This window comes from Halanaerobaculum tunisiense (assembly GCF_054657635.1).
Map to the genome: position 1 here is coordinate 109,228 of NZ_BAAHYI010000006.1, position 18,802 is coordinate 128,029.

Annotated in this window: 17 protein-coding genes and 1 tRNA gene; all 18 read left to right on the forward strand. The window is 36.7% G+C overall.

Translation table 11 applies throughout. The annotated features are described in order from the left end of the window. The first annotated feature begins 272 nt into the window (after positions 1-272). On the forward strand, positions 273-1,667 hold the full coding sequence (locus tag ACYQ3D_RS07175) for a TldD/PmbA family protein (protein ID WP_459837418.1): 1,395 nt from the start codon (positions 273-275) through the stop codon (positions 1,665-1,667). A 2-nt stretch (positions 1,668-1,669) separates the two neighbouring features. Continuing rightward, positions 1,670-3,019, forward strand: a complete 1,350-nt coding sequence (locus ACYQ3D_RS07180) for a TldD/PmbA family protein (RefSeq protein WP_459837420.1) — start codon at positions 1,670-1,672, stop codon at positions 3,017-3,019. A gap of 45 nt (positions 3,020-3,064) precedes the next feature. Further along, complete coding sequence (locus tag ACYQ3D_RS07185) at positions 3,065-4,171, forward strand: phospholipase D-like domain-containing protein (protein WP_459837421.1); 1,107 nt, start codon at positions 3,065-3,067, stop codon at positions 4,169-4,171. Positions 4,172-4,186: 15 nt separating this feature from the next. Beyond that, entirely contained in the window at positions 4,187-4,600 is a 414-nt protein-coding gene (locus ACYQ3D_RS07190; protein ID WP_459837423.1) for an acyl-CoA thioesterase, read from the forward strand. Between the two features lie 76 nt (positions 4,601-4,676). Then, positions 4,677-5,498, forward strand: a complete 822-nt coding sequence (mutM, locus tag ACYQ3D_RS07195) for a DNA-formamidopyrimidine glycosylase (RefSeq protein ID WP_459837424.1) — start codon at positions 4,677-4,679, stop codon at positions 5,496-5,498. A gap of 2 nt (positions 5,499-5,500) precedes the next feature. Further along, a complete protein-coding gene (locus ACYQ3D_RS07200; RefSeq protein ID WP_459837425.1) occupies positions 5,501-7,372 on the forward strand; it encodes an ABC-F family ATP-binding cassette domain-containing protein in 1,872 nt (623 codons plus the stop codon). 59 nt (positions 7,373-7,431) lie between these two features. Then, the gene (ytaF, locus tag ACYQ3D_RS07205) at positions 7,432-8,079 is read left to right on the forward strand and encodes a sporulation membrane protein YtaF (protein WP_459837427.1); all 648 of its coding nucleotides are present in this window, start codon (positions 7,432-7,434) and stop codon (positions 8,077-8,079) included. A gap of 15 nt (positions 8,080-8,094) precedes the next feature. After that, positions 8,095-8,691, forward strand: a complete 597-nt coding sequence (coaE, locus tag ACYQ3D_RS07210; RefSeq protein ID WP_459837428.1) for a dephospho-CoA kinase — start codon at positions 8,095-8,097, stop codon at positions 8,689-8,691. Positions 8,692-8,759: 68 nt separating this feature from the next. Then, positions 8,760-9,320 (forward strand): lytic transglycosylase domain-containing protein, encoded by a 561-nt coding sequence (locus tag ACYQ3D_RS07215; RefSeq protein ID WP_459837430.1) that lies wholly within the window; start codon positions 8,760-8,762, stop codon positions 9,318-9,320. 242 nt (positions 9,321-9,562) lie between these two features. Further along, entirely contained in the window at positions 9,563-10,486 is a 924-nt protein-coding gene (gene nikB, locus ACYQ3D_RS07220) for a nickel ABC transporter permease (protein ID WP_459837432.1), read from the forward strand. Positions 10,487-10,509: 23 nt separating this feature from the next. Next, positions 10,510-11,436: an ABC transporter permease gene (locus tag ACYQ3D_RS07225; protein WP_459837433.1), complete on the forward strand. Its 927-nt coding sequence runs from the start codon at positions 10,510-10,512 to the stop codon at positions 11,434-11,436. Positions 11,437-11,447: 11 nt separating this feature from the next. Then, positions 11,448-12,437 (forward strand): ABC transporter ATP-binding protein, encoded by a 990-nt coding sequence (locus tag ACYQ3D_RS07230; protein ID WP_459837434.1) that lies wholly within the window; start codon positions 11,448-11,450, stop codon positions 12,435-12,437. An 11-nt stretch (positions 12,438-12,448) separates the two neighbouring features. After that, positions 12,449-13,417 carry an ABC transporter ATP-binding protein gene (locus ACYQ3D_RS07235; RefSeq protein ID WP_459837436.1) on the forward strand — a complete coding sequence of 323 codons (969 nt, stop codon included), beginning with the start codon at positions 12,449-12,451 and terminating at the stop codon, positions 13,415-13,417. A 155-nt stretch (positions 13,418-13,572) separates the two neighbouring features. Next, a complete protein-coding gene (locus ACYQ3D_RS07240) occupies positions 13,573-15,231 on the forward strand; it encodes a peptide ABC transporter substrate-binding protein (protein WP_459837438.1) in 1,659 nt (552 codons plus the stop codon). A 137-nt stretch (positions 15,232-15,368) separates the two neighbouring features. Further along, positions 15,369-16,049, forward strand: a complete 681-nt coding sequence (locus ACYQ3D_RS07245; protein ID WP_459837440.1) for a UTRA domain-containing protein — start codon at positions 15,369-15,371, stop codon at positions 16,047-16,049. A 38-nt stretch (positions 16,050-16,087) separates the two neighbouring features. Beyond that, positions 16,088-16,174: transfer RNA gene (locus ACYQ3D_RS07250), tRNA-Leu, on the forward strand. Positions 16,175-16,619: 445 nt separating this feature from the next. Beyond that, positions 16,620-17,678, forward strand: a complete 1,059-nt coding sequence (hflK, locus tag ACYQ3D_RS07255) for an FtsH protease activity modulator HflK (protein WP_459837441.1) — start codon at positions 16,620-16,622, stop codon at positions 17,676-17,678. Beyond that, the gene (gene hflC, locus ACYQ3D_RS07260; protein ID WP_459837444.1) at positions 17,678-18,544 is read left to right on the forward strand and encodes a protease modulator HflC; all 867 of its coding nucleotides are present in this window, start codon (positions 17,678-17,680) and stop codon (positions 18,542-18,544) included. Before hflK ends, hflC begins: the two co-directional genes overlap by 1 nt. Positions 18,545-18,802 lie beyond the last annotated feature (258 nt).

Sequence of the window (18,802 nt, forward strand, 5' to 3'; positions counted from 1 at the left end):
AATTTTTGTTGAAATACATCTTTTGCAATTACTAGGTAAGATTTTCACAACGACATTTGAATTTTTTTAGTAACGAATCTTAGCGAGCTGGAGTAAAAATAAGGCTTGGATTGCCTAATTTGGAGGACATTAAATTAGGTTAGCCTTATTTTTAAGCAGTGAGCTGTAGATGAGTTTGAAAAAATTTAGGAAGTGAGAAAACTCTTGCCTAGTAAACTATAAGTGATACATTTGGAAAACTGTAAATCGATTGTCCGAAGGGAGTTGATTTAATGCTATCTCAGAAATTGATAGAGCAGATTTTAAATACTGCCTTACAAGCAGGTGGTGATTTTGCAGAAGTCTTTTGGGAGAATAAAAAGAGTAATGCTCTAAGTTTAGAAGACTCAAATCTAGAACGGGTTAAGACTGGTTATGATCTGGGAGTTGGAGTTAGAGTCTTAAGTGGGCAGCAGATTTCTTATGCCTATACTGATAATTTAAGCAAAGATTCTCTGTTAGAGACAGCTAAGGTGGCTGGTTTAGCAAGCCAAGGCGATCAGCAGATAACTGTTAGTGATTTAACTACTAAACAGGTTCCAAATAGCCATCCAATTGAGATCAGACCTGATCAGGTGGCCAAAAAGAAGAAAGTGGATTATGTAACAGAAGCTAATGCAGCTGCTCTAGAGTATGCTACTAGCATAAAGCAAGTTCAGATTAGTTACTATGATTATCAACAACAAGTCCAGATTGCTAATTCAGAGGGCTTACTAGTAGAAGATGAACGAATTAGAACTAGAATGCGCGTTAAAGCAGTAGCTAGTGATGGAAGTAGAATTGAGACAGGTACAGAAGGGCCAGGCTTACACAAAGGATTTGAGGTATTTTCAGAATCTGACCCCCGCTCTATAGGTCAGGAGGCTGCTAGAGAAGCTGTAACGATGTTAGATGCTGATCCAGCTCCTTCGGGGCAGATGCCAGTTGTAATCAATAATAGTTTTGGTGGGGTGTTATTCCATGAAGCCTGTGGCCATGGTTTAGAGGCAGATGCTATTGAAAAAGGATCTTCTGTCTTTGCTGATCAAGTAGGAGAACAAGTTGCTTCTTCGGTAGTCACAGCAGTTGATGATGCTACAGTCCAGAATGCTTGGGGTTCTTTTAATGTTGATGATGAAGGTGCTCCAGCCCAGCGAACAGTTTTAATTAAAGATGGTATTCTACAGGATTATATGTATGATAGAAAACGAGCTAAGAATGAAGAAAGAAGATCAACTGGTAACGGCAGAAGAAGTTCCTATCGTAATTTACCACTACCGCGGATGACTAATACCTTTATTAGTCCTGGGGAAAGTGATCCAGATAAAATAGTCTCTGCAGTTGATGATGGATTATATGCTAAGAAGCTAAGTGGGGGCCAGGTAGAACCGGCTACAGGAGAATTCGTCTTTACAGTAGCTGAAGGATATTTAATTAAAAATGGTCAGCTTGATAGACCAGTTAGAGGTGCTACTTTAGTTGGTACCGGAATAGATGTACTCCAGAATATTTCGATGGTCGGTAATGATTTGGAGTTGGCCCCAGGGATGTGTGGTAAAGGTGGTCAAAGTATCCCGGCAGCAGTAGGGCAACCGACTTTATTAGTTGATCAGATTACTGTTGGTGGTACAGAAAGGAAAGGTGAATAATTATGGACGAGTTAGATTTAGCTGGATTAGTAGCTCAAGCCCAAGATCAAGGTGCAGATGAAGTAGAGCTTTATTATCAGAAATCACAACGAAATGATTTAAAAGTTTATAATGGGCAGGTTGAATCTTTAGAATCTTCTCATGCTAGAGGTTTAGGTATTAGAGTCTTTAAGAATAATCAGATGGGATTTGCTTATACAGCTGACTTTAGAGCTGATGCCTTAGAGGAAGTAATTGCTGAAGCAATTGCTAATGCTCAGTTTGCTACTGCAGATGAAAATCGCCAATTACCAGAAGGTAACTTTGACTATCCGGAGCTTAAGATTTATAATTCTAAGTTAGAGGAGACTAAGCTTGAAGCTAAGATTGATTTAGCCTTACAGATGGAAGAGGCAGCTTTAGATTATAGTAACCAGATTGATTCAGTTATTAATGTTAACTATGGAGACTATGATACAGAGATTAGAATTGTTACCTCGCAGGGATTGGATGAGAGTTATCGGGGCAATGGTTGTTATGCCTATCTATATGTGCTGGCTAAAAATGAAACAGAACAACAGACCGGAACTGCTATTGCTTATGGTGATACTTTAAAGGAGCTAGACCCAGTTGCTAAAGGTCAGGAAGCTAGCGAAAATGCTATTAAGTTATTAGGAGGTCAGCCAGTTACTTCCCAGCAAGCTCCAGTTGTCTTTACGCCAGAGATAGGAAGTATGTTTATGTATGTGTTGGCCCAAGCTCTAACAGCTGAAGCAGTCCAAAAGGGGAGGTCTTTATTTGCTGATAAATTAAAACAACAAGTAGCTGCGCCAGAGGTAAATATTATTGACGATGGTACCTTAGAGGAAGGATTAGCTACTGCTCCCTTTGATGATGAAGGAGTACCTTGTTCAGCTACGGAGTTAATTAAAGATGGGGTCTTAACTAATTATTTATATGATACTTATACAGCTTATAAAGAGGGAGTAGAGTCTACAGGAAATGGTAACCGAGGTGGTTACAAAGGAATTCCTAGTGTTTCAGCTAGTAACTTTTATTTAGCTCCAGGTGATACAGAACCTAAAGATATTATAGCTGGAGTAGAAAATGGATTTTATGTCCATAAAGTTTCTGGTTTAGTAACTGGAGGGGCCAATCCTATTTCCGGTGATTTCTCTGTTGGGGCTACAGGTCAGTGGATTAAAGAGGGAGAGATTGCCCAGCCAGTTAGTGAAATCACAATTGCAGGTAACTTAATTGACTTTTTACAAGATATAGAACAATTGGGGAGTGATTTGACTTTTAATCCGATGCTTGGTTCCTTTGGGAGTCCCACTTTTAAGGTTAAGGAGTTATCTATTAGTGGCAATTAACTAGAACTAAAAACTTTACTTAGTTTATGGAGGCAGGTATTAACAATGGAGAAAGAATTATTGATTAATGATACAGAAGCTTTTTCAGAAATAATTCACCAGATTAGAACAGCCGAGGATTCGATCTATATCTGCATGTATATCTGGCGTGATGATAATATTGGGAATTTGCTAGCCGAAGAGCTGCTTAAAGCTGCTGATAGAGGAGTTACAGTAGAGATTGTCAAGGATAAAGCTGGTTCTGTATTTGAGAAAATAGAACAGCAAAAGCAGAGTTTTTTCCATAAACAAAAGGATATTTGTTTGTCTATTAAAGAGTGTATTTTATCTCTATTATACTATAGGGATAATAAATGTTCTAAAAAGCAGGTTGTCAATAAAAGATTACATCGGATGTTAGAGCATGAGCAGATTACAATTAAATTTAACCAGGAGCGCTATGACCATTCTAAATTCTTTGTCTTTGATCAGGAAGTATTGATTTTAGGTGGGATGAATATTGGAGATAAGAATCATGATAGTCAAGGAAAAAAGTATGAAGACTATATGATTAAACTTGCTGGTGACCAGTTAATTGCTTATTTTACAGAGCGATTAGCTGGTAACCAGCTTCCTGCTGATAATCAAGATCTTGAGTTTTACTTTAATCTTCGGGAGCAGAATTGTTATGAGATCAAACCGAAAGTATTAGACTTACTAGATCAAGCAAATTATAGAGTAGATATCGAGATGGCTTATTTTGGGGATCCGGATATTACAGATAAGATTATTGAACTTACCCACCGAGGGGTTAATGTAACTATCATAACCTCTAAGGAAGCCAATGTTCAACAGGCTTTAAACCAACGTGTATTAGAGAAGTTGATTGCTGAGACTAATTCGAATCTTAAGGTTTATTTATCAGACAGAATGGTTCATTCTAAGTTTATGTGCCTAGATAGGCGGGCTTTCTTTATAGGTTCAGCGAACTTTCATAAGTTAGGAATGAAAAAATTATCAGAAGTAAATGTGCTAATCAATAATGTAACAGATATCTATGATAAATGGAATTCCTGGCGAGAAGAACATCTTCAGGAATGTACTTTGATTTCTAGAAAAGAAAGTTTAAACTATAATAAATTAGTGGCTTTAACAGAAAAAGTATTTTGTTAGGGAAAGGAGAGTTTAATGGCTGAATATACACATCAGTTGCGAGTTAGATACTGTGAAACAGATCAGATGGGGGTAGTCCATCATGCTAATTATCTTCACTGGTTAGAGGTAGCTAGAACAGAATATCTCCGCCAGCAAGGAGTTAGTTATAGTCAGTTAGAAGAGGCAGGGGTCTTACTTCCTGTTTCTGAAGTTAATTGTAACTACCACCGACCAGCTCAGTATGATGATTTAATAACAATAATTGTCAAAATTAAAAAGCTAAAACGGGTTACAATAACTTTTGAGTACCAAGTATATAATGAAGAAGAGTTATTAGTAACTGCTACTACAGTTCATCCCTTTGTTAATCATGATTTTAAACCTGTTTCTTTACGTCAGGAGCATCCTCAACTTTGGGAGCAAATTTTTTCTGAAGAAGAATTATAATTTTGGTTGTTTATTTTATTTTAACTGTAAATTGTAAATTATAAACTGTTAATTATATAAAACTGGAGGAATTAAGATGCCTGAACTGCCAGAAGTACAGACAGTAGTGGATACTCTACAAGATTTTATTTTAGAGAAGGAAATCACACAAGTAGAAGTGAAGAACGAAAAGTTAATTGCTTATCCTAGCGCTGAGAAGTTTCAAGAGCTCCTACCAGGTTGTAGAATAGAAGAAGTTAGACGAAGAGGGAAATATATTATTATTGAGTTGGATACTGGTTATTCACTAGTTACTCATCTTAGGATGACTGGGCGGTTAGTCTATGCTAGCCAAGAGGATGAGTTAGATAAGTATGATTATATTCTATTTAAGTTTCAAGATGGTGATGAATTAAGGTTAGGTAGTAAACGAAAGTTTACCAGGACTTATTTAGTCCAAGACTTAACTAATGCAGGCAGTTTAACTAAACTAGGCCCTGAACCATTAGCTGAAGAGTTTACCCTTGAGCAGTTTAAGAAAATGATTTCTACTCGGCGGGGCAGAATTAAACCTTTACTCTTAAATCAGAAGTTTTTAGCTGGGTTAGGTAATATTTATGTTGATGAGGCGCTTTTCATTGCTCAGATTCATCCTTTGCAGACAGCTGATCAATTAGAGGAGCAAGAAATAGAGAGATTATTTAAAGCTATCAAGCAGGTATTAAGTGAAGGGATTGAACATCGGGGGACGACTAAGTGGGATTATGTCGATGCTAGCGGTCAGGCTGGCAGTTACCAGGACCATCTGCGGGCTTATGATCGAGAAGGAGAAGAATGTCAACGGTGTGGTAGTCTGTTAGAAAAAATTAAAGTAGGCGGACGTAGTTCTTATTTTTGTCCTAAGTGTCAGGAGGAATAGATATGTCTTTTTTACAGTTGCGAGAAGGAAGTAAACGGTATCCAGAGCAGATAATTTTTCAGAATATTTCGTTGCAGATTCAAAAGCAAGATCGGATTGGATTGATTGGGGCCAATGGTACAGGTAAGTCTACTCTGCTCCGGATTTTAGCTGGGAAAGAGTATCTTGATCAAGGTGAAATGATTACTAGTAATCATTTAGAGATTGGATATTTGGCCCAGAATCTTGATCTAGAGTTAGAAACAACTCTCTACCAAACTATGTTAAGTGTGTTTGCTGATTTATTTAAGTTAGAAGAAAGAATGGCCGAGTTAGAGACTAAAATGGGCCAACTTACTGGGGCAGAGTTGGATAAGGTTATGAAACGCTACAGTAGGTTACGCGAAGAATACGAAGCTGATAATGGTTATCAGATAGAAAGCCAGATAGAAGGGGTACTAAAAGGTTTAGGGTTTAGTACTAGTGATTTTACAAGGCAATTAGCTAACTTTAGTGGCGGCCAGAAGACAAGAGCAGCTTTAGCAAAATTATTATTACAGCAACCTGACCTATTACTGCTAGATGAACCAACAAATCATCTTGATCTAGCTGCTAAAGAATGGTTAGAAGGATATTTAGCTGATTATCCAGGGGCTGTAGTTATTATTTCTCATGATCGTTACTTTTTAAATCAGGTAATTGATCGGATCTGGGAGTTAGAAAAAGGGAGATTTGAGGAGTATAAAGGAGACTATTCTTTTTATACTACGGAAAAAGAACATAGATTATTGACTTGGCAGCGGGAGTACGAACAACAACAGAAGAAGATTAAAGAGATGAAAGATTTTATCAGAAAGTATAAAGCCGGGATAAAGTCTAAACAAGCTCGAGGCCGGCAAAAGAAGTTAGATAAAATGGAGAAGATTCCCCCACCACCGAGTCTTAGTCACCCGCAGATTGAATTTACTTGTGATACTGTCAGCGGTGAGCAGGTCTTAGAAGTAACTGATTTGACTAAATCTTATCCTGATGAATTAGTATTAGATGAGATCAGCTTTAAATTATACCGCGGGCAGAAGACAGCCTTAGTTGGCCCTAATGGCAGTGGAAAATCAACTTTATTCAAATCACTGCTAGGTAGAGAGGAAGTTGATCAAGGCCAAATTAAACTAGGGTCTAAAGTTAAGTTGGGATATTATGACCAGGAGCATACAGATTTAGATCCTGATTATAATTTAATTGAGGAATTACAAAAAGTAAAAAATATAACAGATAGTCAGGCTAGAGATATTTTAGGTCCCTTTTTATTCCAAGGAGATGATGTCTTTAAACAAGTAGCTACCCTTAGTGGTGGAGAAAAGGCCCGCTTAACGTTAGCTAAACTATCAATTCAAGATTTGAATTTATTATTATTAGATGAGCCTACTAATCACTTAGATATTAAATCTAAAGAAAGACTAGAGGAAGCACTACAGAATTATCCTGGTACTCTGTTAGTTATCTCTCATGATCGTTACTTTCTAGATAAATTAGTTGATCAAATTTTTGCTTTAGAAGAGAATAGTTTAGTTGAGTATGAGGGCAATTATTCTGCTTACTACGAAGAATACCAACAAAAATTAGCAGCGCAAAAGAAGGCTAAGCAACAAGCAGAGGAAGAGCCAAGAAGTAACCAACAGGCTAACCAGGAGTCAACATCTGATAGTGAACCAGAAATTGATTTTGCAGAGCTAGAAACTAAGATTATGGAGTTAGAAACTAAGCTAGAAGAGATAGAAGCTAAGTTAAATCAAGCTGGAACTGATCCTGAGGAAGTAACTAAGTTAACTGCAGAATACGAAACCATCCAAGAAGAACTTGAAGAGTATTATAATTTGTGGTCAGCAGCCATTTAATCACATAGCTCCCTCTCTGATCATATGCTAGTTATAGGTATTAAGTGGGAGGGAAATCTATGAATTTAACAGCTATATTTGTTTTGGCTTTGGCTATTAGTTTAGATGGATTTGTAGCAGGGATTACTTATGGTTTAAAAAAGATAGAAATTAGTTACTGGGCTATCTTAATTATCAGTATTGCTTCGGGAGTTACTATTTTACTTGCTATGAGTTTAGGTAGTCTATTAAGCCGATTCTTATCACCTGTCTGGACGACTAAGTTAGGTGGGGCAGTTTTGGTAGGGATCGGAGGCTGGTTATTCTATGATTCCTTACATAATTTGGTGGCTACTGAAAAGAGAAGTGAATTAGAGCAAAGTCCCAGAGAACTTATTAGCTTACAGATTGAATCACTAGGGTTGATTATTAATATCCTTCATAAGCCAGTTAAAGCTGATCTGGATTATTCAGGAGCTATTAGTAACAAGGAGGCAGTCTTTTTAGGTGTTGCTTTAGCGTTAGATGCCTTTGGAGCAGGGATTGGGGCAGCTATGGTAGGTTATCAGCCGTTAGTAAGTGCTTTATTGGTAACTATTTGTAAATTCACTTTACTGACTGGGGGATTATATATTGGGCAGCAGGTAACTATCAATCGGTTTGGCCCGCAGATAAGATTACTACCGGGGATTATTCTAATTTTATTAGGATTAACAAAATTATTTTAAAAAGGAGCGATAGTAATGAGAATCGGATTGACTGGTGGAATTGCAAGTGGTAAGAGTACAGTTGCAGACTTGTTAAGAGAATGGGGAGTTGAAGTTATAGATGCCGATAAGATTGCACATCAGTTAATAGATGCTAATAGTCAACTACAACAGCAGATTGGAGACGAGTTTGGGACTGAAATAAGATTATCTAATGGTCAGATTGATCGGAAACAATTAGGGGAAGTAGTCTTTGCTAATGATCACTTGCGGCAGAAGTTAGAGGAGATCATTCACCCGTTTATTATTGCTCAAATCAAAGAAGAGATGGAGCAAATAGCTACTGATAAATTAGTTGTTGTGGAGGTTCCTCTTTTAATTGAGGCCGAGATGATGGATCTATTTGATAGAATTTGGTTAGTCTATATAACACAGGAGCTGCAGGTTAAACGTTTAATGGCTAGAGAAAATTTTAGTTACCAGAGCGCCCTACAAAGGATAAACTCTCAAATGCCACTAGATGAAAAGAAGAAGTATGCTGATCGGATTATTACTAATCAAGGGTCTAGAGAAGAATTACAGCAGAAAGTTAAAGAGAGTTGGCAGCAAGTAAGAGCTCAAATAACAGTTTAAGGTGCATAAAGAAGATAGTAATCAACATATAAATCAGATAAATGTTACGTTTGCTAGGAGTGTTAATAGTGTACTTAAACTTAAAAAAAATTTTGTTGTTCTGTTTAGTTCTTTTATTATTCACTGTTTTAATTTTACATTATAAAGCTATTTTAAAATTAGTTTATCCTTTTGTATATCAGGATATTGTATTTCAGGAAGCTGCCGACTATGATTTGGACCCTTATTTAATAGCAGCTATTATTTATACAGAAAGCAAGTTTGATCCTCAAGCTACCTCTGATAAAGGGGCTAGAGGATTAATGCAGATTATGCCTGAAACTGGCAGGTGGATTGCTGAAATGATAGGTGATGATAGTTTTCAGGCTGTTGATTTATATGATCCTAAGGTGAATATTAAATATGGTTGTTGGTACTTGAACTGGTTACAGGATAAGTTTAAAGGTAATCTAGCTATAACTTTAGCAGCCTATAATGGAGGATGGAGTAATGTTGATCAGTGGTTACAGACTGATAAATGGGATGGAAAAGAGGAGAATATTGATAAGATCCCTTTTTCTCAGACTAGAGGTTATGTTGATAAAGTGCTTAAAGTTTATCACAGGTATCAGTTTATCTATGATTCTTAAACCAGAAAATAAGCTATAAACTAGCCAAATAATGTTGGATAAGACTGGTTTGACAAACTATAAGAACTAAGATAAAATTATTATATTATAGAATTTTGCTAATGGATGTTAGGTTTATGTTAAAATATAGCGCAGGAGGGATCTAATATCTTAGTATTTCATAATAAGTTTACTTAGATAACTGACCTATGTTTTCTTATAAAATTTTAATTATTCTTACAAATAAAAGTGAGGTGAAGATAGTGCTGACCTATATAGTTAGAAGAACTCTTATGATAGTACCTATTCTAATTGGAATTGCTACTATAACTTTTTTGCTTAACTTTGTCTTTGTACCTGGTGATCCAGTCCGAATTGCTATGGGCCAACATGCCGACGAAGATACTATAGAGATGATCAGAGAAGAGATGGGCCTTAATGATCCGTTGTACATGCAGTACTTTAGATTTGTAGGTAGAATATTTAAGTTTGATTTTGGTAAGTCTTTTACTAGTAATCGTCCTGTGCTGGATATCATCATGGAGCGAGTGCCGGCTACAGCCCAGCTGACTATAGGAGCGATGATTTTTGCTATTTTAGTAGGAGTCACTGCTGGTGTTGTCTCTGCTGTATTCCCGAATAGTATCTGGGATTATCTCTTTATGTTATTTGCTATGGTAGGTATCTCTATGCCAGTCTACTTTTTAGGGATGATTTTAATCTGGATTTTCGCTTTAAACTTAGATTTATTGCCTGTAGGAGGATATGGTAGTTGGCAACACTTGATTTTGCCTAGTGTAGCTCTAGGAGGTTTACAAGCAGCTAGAATTGCGCGGATGACTAGATCAAGTATGTTAGAAGTAATTAATAAAGATTATATCAAGACAGCTCGAGCCAAAGGTTTAGCAGAAAAGGTAGTTATCTTAAAGCATGGTTTACGGAATGCTTTAATTCCTGTGATTACAGTCATCGGAACCCAGTTAGGCTTTTTATTAGGAGGAGCAGTACTAACGGAAACTACTTTCTCTTGGCCTGGCTTAGGTCGTTTGGCAGTAGATGCTGTAATGAAGCGTGATTTTCCTTTAATCCAGGGAACTGTCTTATTCTTAGCAACTATATTTATTGTAATTAATTTAATAGTTGATGTCAGTTATGGCTTTTTAGATCCTAGAATTCGCTATGATTAAATTTAAGTAAAGGAGGTACTAATGTGGCGCAAAGAGAGATAAAGCAAGATTCGACAAAGGCGACAAAACAGGATAAAGAGGCTGAAGTGCATAGTGTTTGGCGAGATGCTTGGCGGCGACTGAAGAAGAATAAACTAGCAATGCTTGGTTTGTGGGTTACTATTTTTCTCTTTATAGTAGCAGCTTTGGCCCCAGTAATTGCTCCCTATGATCCTTATTATTCACCAGTAATGGAGGATGGGAAAGTGGAGTTATCCTTGCAAGGACCTAGTTGGACTCATCTCTTTGGTACAGACAAGTTAGGTAGGGATATTTTTAGTCGAATTATCTATGGAGCCCGTATTTCTTTATTTGTTGGTTTTGCTACGCAAGCGATTGCCCTAGTTATTGGGATTACCCTAGGGGCTATTGGTGGTTATTATGGTGGTTTAGTTGATGATCTTGTTTCTTATTTGATTAATGTATTTTTAGCTTTTCCCTTTTTATTATTTGTAATTGCTGTTATGTCTGTCTTTCAGGATCCAGGAATAGATAAAGTAGTTCTAGCTTTAGGGATTCTTGGGTGGCCTAGATTAGCTAGAATTGTGCGAGGCCAAATTATGTCCTTAAAAGAGGAAGAATATGTTGAAGCAGCTCAATCTTTGGGAGCATCTGACTTTAGAGTCATCTTTAAGCATCTGCTTCCTAATTGTTTAGCTCCGATTATTGTAACTGTTACTTTAGGAGTAGCCGGAGCAATTTTATCTGAAGCAGGATTGAGTTTCTTAGGATTAGGTGCTCAACCGCCAGAACCAAGTTGGGGACTAATGATCAATACTGGGCGTCAGTTTTTAAGAGGCGAACCTAGAATGATGTTAATTCCCGGAGCAGCAATTATGATTACAGTGTTAGGCTTTAATCTATTTGGTGATGGACTAAGGGATGCCTTAGATCCTAAGATGAAGGATTAGGAGGGGAGAAGATGTCAGATACCATTTTAGATATTAACCAGTTACAGACTTATTTTCATACTGATCAAGGAACAGTAAAAGCAGTAGATGGAGTTAGTTTGGATATTAAAACCGGAGAGACATTAGGGGTAGTAGGCGAGTCAGGTTCTGGTAAGAGTGTAACAGCTGCCTCAATTATGCAATTGATCCCCACTCCTCCTGGTGAGATAGCAGGTGGAGAAATCAAGTTTAAAAATGAAGACTTGCTGGATAAGTCAATTGCTGAGATCCGAGAAATTCGCGGGAATCAGATTTCAATGATTTTTCAGGAACCAATGACTTCTTTAAATCCGGTCTATACAATTGGAGATCAGATTGCAGAAACATTGCAGTTACACCAAGATATAACAAAAGAACAGGCTGTGGATAAAGCAGTTACAATGCTGGAGAAAGTAGGCATTCCTTCTCCAGAAGAAAGAGTTACTGAACATCCCCACCAGTTAAGTGGCGGAATGAGACAGAGAGTAATGATAGCTATGGCTTTATCTTGTAATCCAGAGCTATTGATAGCAGATGAACCGACTACAGCTTTAGATGTAACTATCCAAGCCCAAATTTTGGAGTTAATGCAGGATCTAAAGGATGAATTTAATACGGCTATTATGTTGATTACTCATGATTTAGGAGTTATAGCTGAGGTAGCAGATAAAGTAGCAGTTATGTATGGTGGTCGAGTTGTAGAACAAGCTGAGGTTAAGACCTTATTTAAAGATCCAGAACACCCTTATACCAAAGGATTAATTAATTCTATCCCGCATATTAAAGGTCAAGATCATCGGTTAGAACCAATTAAGGGGATAGTGCCTGATCCGTTTAGTTTTCCGCAAGGTTGTAAATTTGCTAATCGATGTGATTATGTGCAAGATAAATGTTGGGAACAAGAACCTCAATTAGAAACTGTCCAAGATGATCATGTAGTTAGATGTTGGAGATGGCAGGAATTAGATCTTAAGAGTGAGTAGGAGGTGATAGAATGACAGACAGTATTCTTCAGGTTAATAATTTAAAGAAACACTTTCCTATTACAGGTGGGATTTTTAATAGACATGTTAATGATGTCCAAGCAGTTGATGGATTGAATTTTGCTGTTAAAAGAGGCGAGACGTTAGGCTTAGTAGGTGAATCAGGCTGTGGTAAATCAACAACAGGTAAAGTCTTATTGCGTTTATTAGAGGCTACAGAAGGTGAAGTGATCTTTGAAGGTCAGAATATCCATGACTTACCTAAGCAAGAAATGCGGAATCTGCGTAAAGAAATGCAAATGATCTTTCAGGATCCTTATGCATCCTTGAATCCTAGGATGACAGTAGGCGAGATAATTGGGGAACCAATGGAGATTCATGGTTTGGCTAGTGGACCAGAAAAAGAGAGAAGAGTTAAAGAGCTTTTGGATAAGGTAGGACTCCAGACTAATTATTCGGAAAGATATCCCCATGAATTTAGTGGAGGTCAACGGCAAAGAATTGGAATTGCTAGAGCATTAGCAGTGGATCCCAAGATCATCGTTTGTGATGAGCCAGTATCTGCTTTAGATGTTTCTATTCAGGCTCAGGTGCTTAATTTACTAGAGGATTTGCAACAAGAATTGGATTTAACTTATATTTTTATTGCTCATGATTTAAGTGTAGTCCGCCATATTAGTGATCGGGTAGCAGTGATGTATCTAGGGAAGATGGCCGAATTAACATCTAGGGATGAATTATATGATAATCCATTACATCCTTATACTAAAGCACTGTTATCAGCTATTCCTGTTGCTGACCCTGAGGTTGAACGAGATAGAATAATTTTAGAGGGGGATGTGCCAAGCCCGATAGATCCTCCAACAGGATGTACTTTCCATACTAGATGTCCTTTTGCTACAGATATCTGCCAGCAACAAGAGCCCGAGTTTATTGAACAAGAAGCAGGCCATTTTGTAGCTTGTCATTTAGTGGACTAGAAAAAGTAGCTGTCAGTGACAGCTACTTTTTATTTTTAATTAGTTGGTTGTTTGACAGGGAAACCAGGTTATAATATACTATATTTATAAGTAGTTCACAAGAAGATTACATAAATCAGATGAACAATTTAATTTGAGGAGGGAGCAGTAAGCATATGTTTAAAAAATCATTAAGTTTAGTGGCAATATTGTTTTTACTAGCTTTTGCTGTAGTTGGTTGTGGAGGAAATCAGCAGGCTGAACAAGACCAACAGCAAGAAGAACAGCAACAACAAGTAACTGAAGCAGATAAGCAAGGAGGTACTTTTCAAGCTCGTTTAGCCTCTGATCCACCGACATTAGATCCAGCTCATACTACTGATACTACTTCTAGTAGAGTTATCCGCAATATTTTTGATGGGTTAGTCCAGTATAATGAAGACTTAGAAGTAGCACCTGCAATTGCTAAAGACTGGAGTGTAGGTGACGAAGGTGTAGAATGGACTTTCCAATTACGAGAAGGAGCTAAGTTCCATAATGGCAGAGAGATAACAGCAAAAGATGTTGTTTACTCTTTTACTCGTTTATTAGATCCAGAGACAAAATCCGAGCGGGCTTGGTTATTTGAGAGAGTAGAAGGAGCTCAAGCTTTCCAAGAAGGTGAAGCTGACCAAGTAACAGGTTTAGAAGCTGTTGATGAGTATACAGTAAAGATCACTTTACAAGAGCCATTTACTCCATTCTTATCTATGTTATGTATGGAGAATGCAAGTATTGTTCCTAAAGAGGCAGTCCAAGAAAAAGGGGAAGACTTTGAACAGAATCCAGTAGGTTCTGGACCATTTAAATTTGCTAGTTGGAAACATGATAATAAAGTTGTTTTAGAAAAGAATGAAGATTATTATGTAGATAATCGACCTTATCTAGATGAAGTTAATTATAGAATTATTACTGAAGGTTCATCTTCTTTTGCCGAGTATGAACAAGGTAATATTCATGTGATGATCCAAGGTGATATTCCTTCGGGACAGATTGATCGAGTGACAGACCCTAAAGGTGAATTTGCTGATCAGTATACTCTAAATAACAGACTAGGAATTTATTACATTGGTTTTAATACACAGAAGGAACCATTTACTAATAAAAAGGTAAGACAGGCACTTAATTATGCTGTCAATAAGAAAGTAATTGCTAGTGTAGTTAGAGATGGATTAGTTAAGCCAGCTACTAGTATCTTACCGCCAGGAATGCCTGGTTATAATGAAGATTTAGAAGGCTATCCAAATGATATAAACAAAGCTAAAGAACTGCTAAAGGAAGCTGGTTACGAAGATGGCTTACCAGGTACTTATGAGTTAGCCTATAATACTAGTAAGACTCACCAAAATGTCGCAGAAGCAATCCAGAGTAACCTCAAAAATATTGGAGTTGATGTTGAGTTAAATAATATGGACTGGGGTACTTATATCCAAAAGGTGGATAAAGGTAAGACTGATATGTTTAGATTTGGCTGGATTGGAGACTATCCTGATCCAGATAACTTCTTACGAGTCTTATTCCACTCTGATAATGCAGGACCAGGTGGTAATGGCGCTTTTTATAAAAATGAAGAAGTTGATCAAATGTTAGAAAAGGCTGTTAAGATGAAGCCGGGGCAAGAACGACTTGATCTTTACCAAAAGATTGAAGAGCAGATTATGAATGATGCACCGTGGATTCCAGTTTATTATTATTCCACCCCTTATCTAGAAAAGACATTTGTTAATAATTATGTATTTACGCCACAAGTTTCTTTACCTTTAACAAATGTTTGGTTAGATCCTAGTCAGCAATAATAGATAAAGAAAATAAAGATAGTTAGTAGGCAACCAGCTTTAGCTGGTTGCTTTTTTCTTTTTTTGGATGTATAAAATACCATAAGTTAGAAATAATAGATAACAGACTAATCAATTCAATTAAAGGAGTGTTAGCTATGCAAGCAGAAGACTTAACTAAAAAAGAACAGATTATTAATTTTGCTCGCCATGATCCTTTTTTGAAGATCAGTGATATTGCTGAGCGAGTGGAGACTACTCCGCGGTATGTCCGGACTATTTTATCTGAAGCCAATATTTCACTAATGGAGTTAAGAGAAAAATACGCTCGGAATATGGAACAACGTTTGTCAGGTAGAGAAGCTGACTTACAGAAAGCTACTATTCAATTACTACGGCAGGATGGAGAAGTGGCTGCTAGTGATGTCAAACTACAACAGATTGATGATTTTGAGTTTGATGAGTTAGTTCAGACTGATGAAGAAGAAGAGTTATATAAGATAGTTCAGGTACGGATGATTGATAACGAAGCTTATGGTTTACAAGAAGTTATTACTTATTTAAGTTCTGATATCAATCAAGATCGAATTTGTAATCTAGATTCATTATATGAGTTATTTGGAAATAAAGGAGTTAATAACCTCAAGTTTAAGAATAATATTATTCAGGTAGAAGAGGCTAATGCCTTCTTAGCTGATAAGTTGGATATAGATAGAGAAAGCCCGATAGTTAAAAGCCAACGAATTATGTTGATTGATAAATTACCAATTGGGATTGAGAATTACTACTTTGATGCTGATAGTGTGCAATTGGTACTGCCAGGAGAATTAGTAGTTTAATATTGACTTTTTTTAAAAGTATGGTATAATACAAAGGAGCCGAGGTGGCGGAACTGGCAGACGCGTAGCGTTGAGGGCGCTATGGGCTCTTGTCCGTGTGGGTTCAAATCCCACCCTCGGCACCATATTTAATTATAAGTTGTTAGTTTGATTATTAAATTTTATTTCACAGATACATATATATTTTCGGTGCCAATAAGTATAGTTTGTCGTTAAGTTTAAGCATGCCTACTAGTAGGGTGTGCTTTTTTATTTTTTTGTGGAGAATACTTAAGCAATTTCTTTATTTTTCAAGGAAATTAAGTCTTTTTATAGTAGAAGTAATGTATGACCTCTTAAATTATTGATATATTGCTTTACTTTTTAATAAAAAGTTAGCAATAAAAATTCAACAGCTAGTTCGGAAAAGCTACAAAGTAGCTTTTTTTCCGAGTAACTTTTATTTTTACGGAATGAATTTAAAGGTTTTGAATTAGCTCACGACACACCCTACAGGTCTAGAAAACAGACCTTCCGTAATAGAAACCATTTGCACATGACTGACAACATCTAACAAAAGGAAGTGATTAAATGAGTTTTTGGGATGATATATTGACTTTATTTACTGATCAAGGACTAGAAGAGGAAGAAGAAGTGATTGATATTAATGATAGTGGAGAATCGACTGCTACCAAGAAGGAGACTGGGCCTCGTTTTTCTCTAGGTAAGTTACCGATTAGTATTATATTACTGGTGTTAGTACTTATCTACTTAGCTACTGGAATCTATAAAGTTGGCCCTAAAGAGATAGGAGTTGTAACTCGATTTGGTAAGTTTACACGACAGGTAGAGTCAGGTTTGCATTATCACCTACCTTATCCTATTGAGACCGCCTACACTCCTAAAGTAACTCAAATGAGAAGAATTGAATTAGGATTTAGAACTATTGACTCTGGTCCTCCTGCTAAATATGAGAAAAATAAGGATGAATCTTTAATGTTAACTGGCGATTTAGCAATTGTTTCGGCTGAAGCTGTAATTAAGTATAAAATCAAAGATCCGATTCAGTATCTATTCTGGATTAAAAATCCTAATGATACAATCCAGGATGCTGCAGAAGCTGCCTTACGTCAGGTGGTAGGCCAGAATGGAATTCAGGATGTCCTAACTAAAAAGAAGAGTCAAATCCAGTTAGAAGCTAAGGAGTTACTACAGGGAATATTAGATGATTACAGGTCTGGACTTCATGTTAATAATTTTCTATTTCAAGATGTATCAGTTCCTCAACCTGTTGAAGAAGCTTATAGAGATGTAGCAAGTGCTAAAGAAGATAAACATACCAAGGTGAATCAATCTCAGGCTTATAGAAGCCAGGTGATTCCGACAGCTAAAGGAGAAGCAGCTAAGATTATAAAGAAAGCTGAAGCTGATAAAGCGGAACGGATTGCTGAAGCTGAAGGTAATGTTGCTCGCTTTAATAAATTATTGAAAAAGTATAAGTCTGGTAAACAAGTAACTAGGACTCGACTTTATTTAGAGACTATGGAAGAAGTCTTACCTAAGCTAGATAGAGTCATTATAGGTAATAACTCGCAAGGAGTTCTTAAAATGTTGAATTTAGACCAGGCGCAAGAAGGTGAGGTTAAATAATGAAAAAATTAAGTTTAATAATTATATTAGGTATTATCGGGATTATATTGATTAATACTTGTTTTATTGTTAGTGAGACTGAGCAAGTAGTAGTTCTGGAGTTTGGAGATCCAGTTAAGTCAATTACTGAGCCAGGACTTAAATTTAAGATTCCCCTGCTTCAGAACGTTAAGTATTTTGAAGAGCAGATTTTAGAGTACGATTCAAATCCTAAGGTAGTTTATACTGCCGATGAGAAAAATTTAGAAGTTAATAATTACGCTCAGTGGCGAATTGAAGATCCTTTGTTATTTTACCAAAGCGTAGGTACTATGGCAGCTGCTCAATCTCAGTTAGATGATATTGTTTATTCCGAAGTAAGGGCTGAATTAGGGAAGTATACTTTAGATGAGATAATCTCTCCGGAGCGAAAGGAGATAATGAGCGAGGTGACTAAAAAAAGTAATCAGGATAGTAAGAGTCTAGGGATTGAGGTTGTAGATGTTAGAATTAAAAGAGCTGATCTACCTAAAGCTAACGCGCAATCTGTCTATTCGCGAATGAATGCTCACCGAAGAGAAGAAGCTAATAGATATCGAGCAGAAGGAGATCAGCAGGCTGCGGAAATTCGTGCTAAAGTGGAGAAAGAAAAAACAATTATTCTGGCTGAAGCTAAAAAGAAAGCTCGCCAACTTCGCGGTGCAGGTGATGCTCAAGCCTTAGAGATCTATGCTGAAGCTTATAATCAGGATCCAGAATTCTATCAGTTCATTAAAACTCTGGAGACTTATAGAAAGACTATGCAGGATAAAACCACTCTTTTATTGGATCCGGAAAGTGATTTTTTAAAGTATTTCAATAATATTAATCTAAATACTAGCCAATAATTTTTCTTTCACACTTTCTCCTTGGGTGAATAATATATAGTGTAATTTAAAAAGGAGGGATACATAATGGGTGAGTATGGCATGGAGAATAACATGATGTTAATCTTTTTATTACTCATTTTATTATTGCTTGGTGATGGTGGTCTTGGTGGAGGTAGAAGACCAGAATATTAAATTAAAGTAGTTAGTAGCCGCCTAGCTCATGTGAGCTAGGCGGCTTTAATTATTTGAAAGTGTTATATTTTGTGTAGATTACAA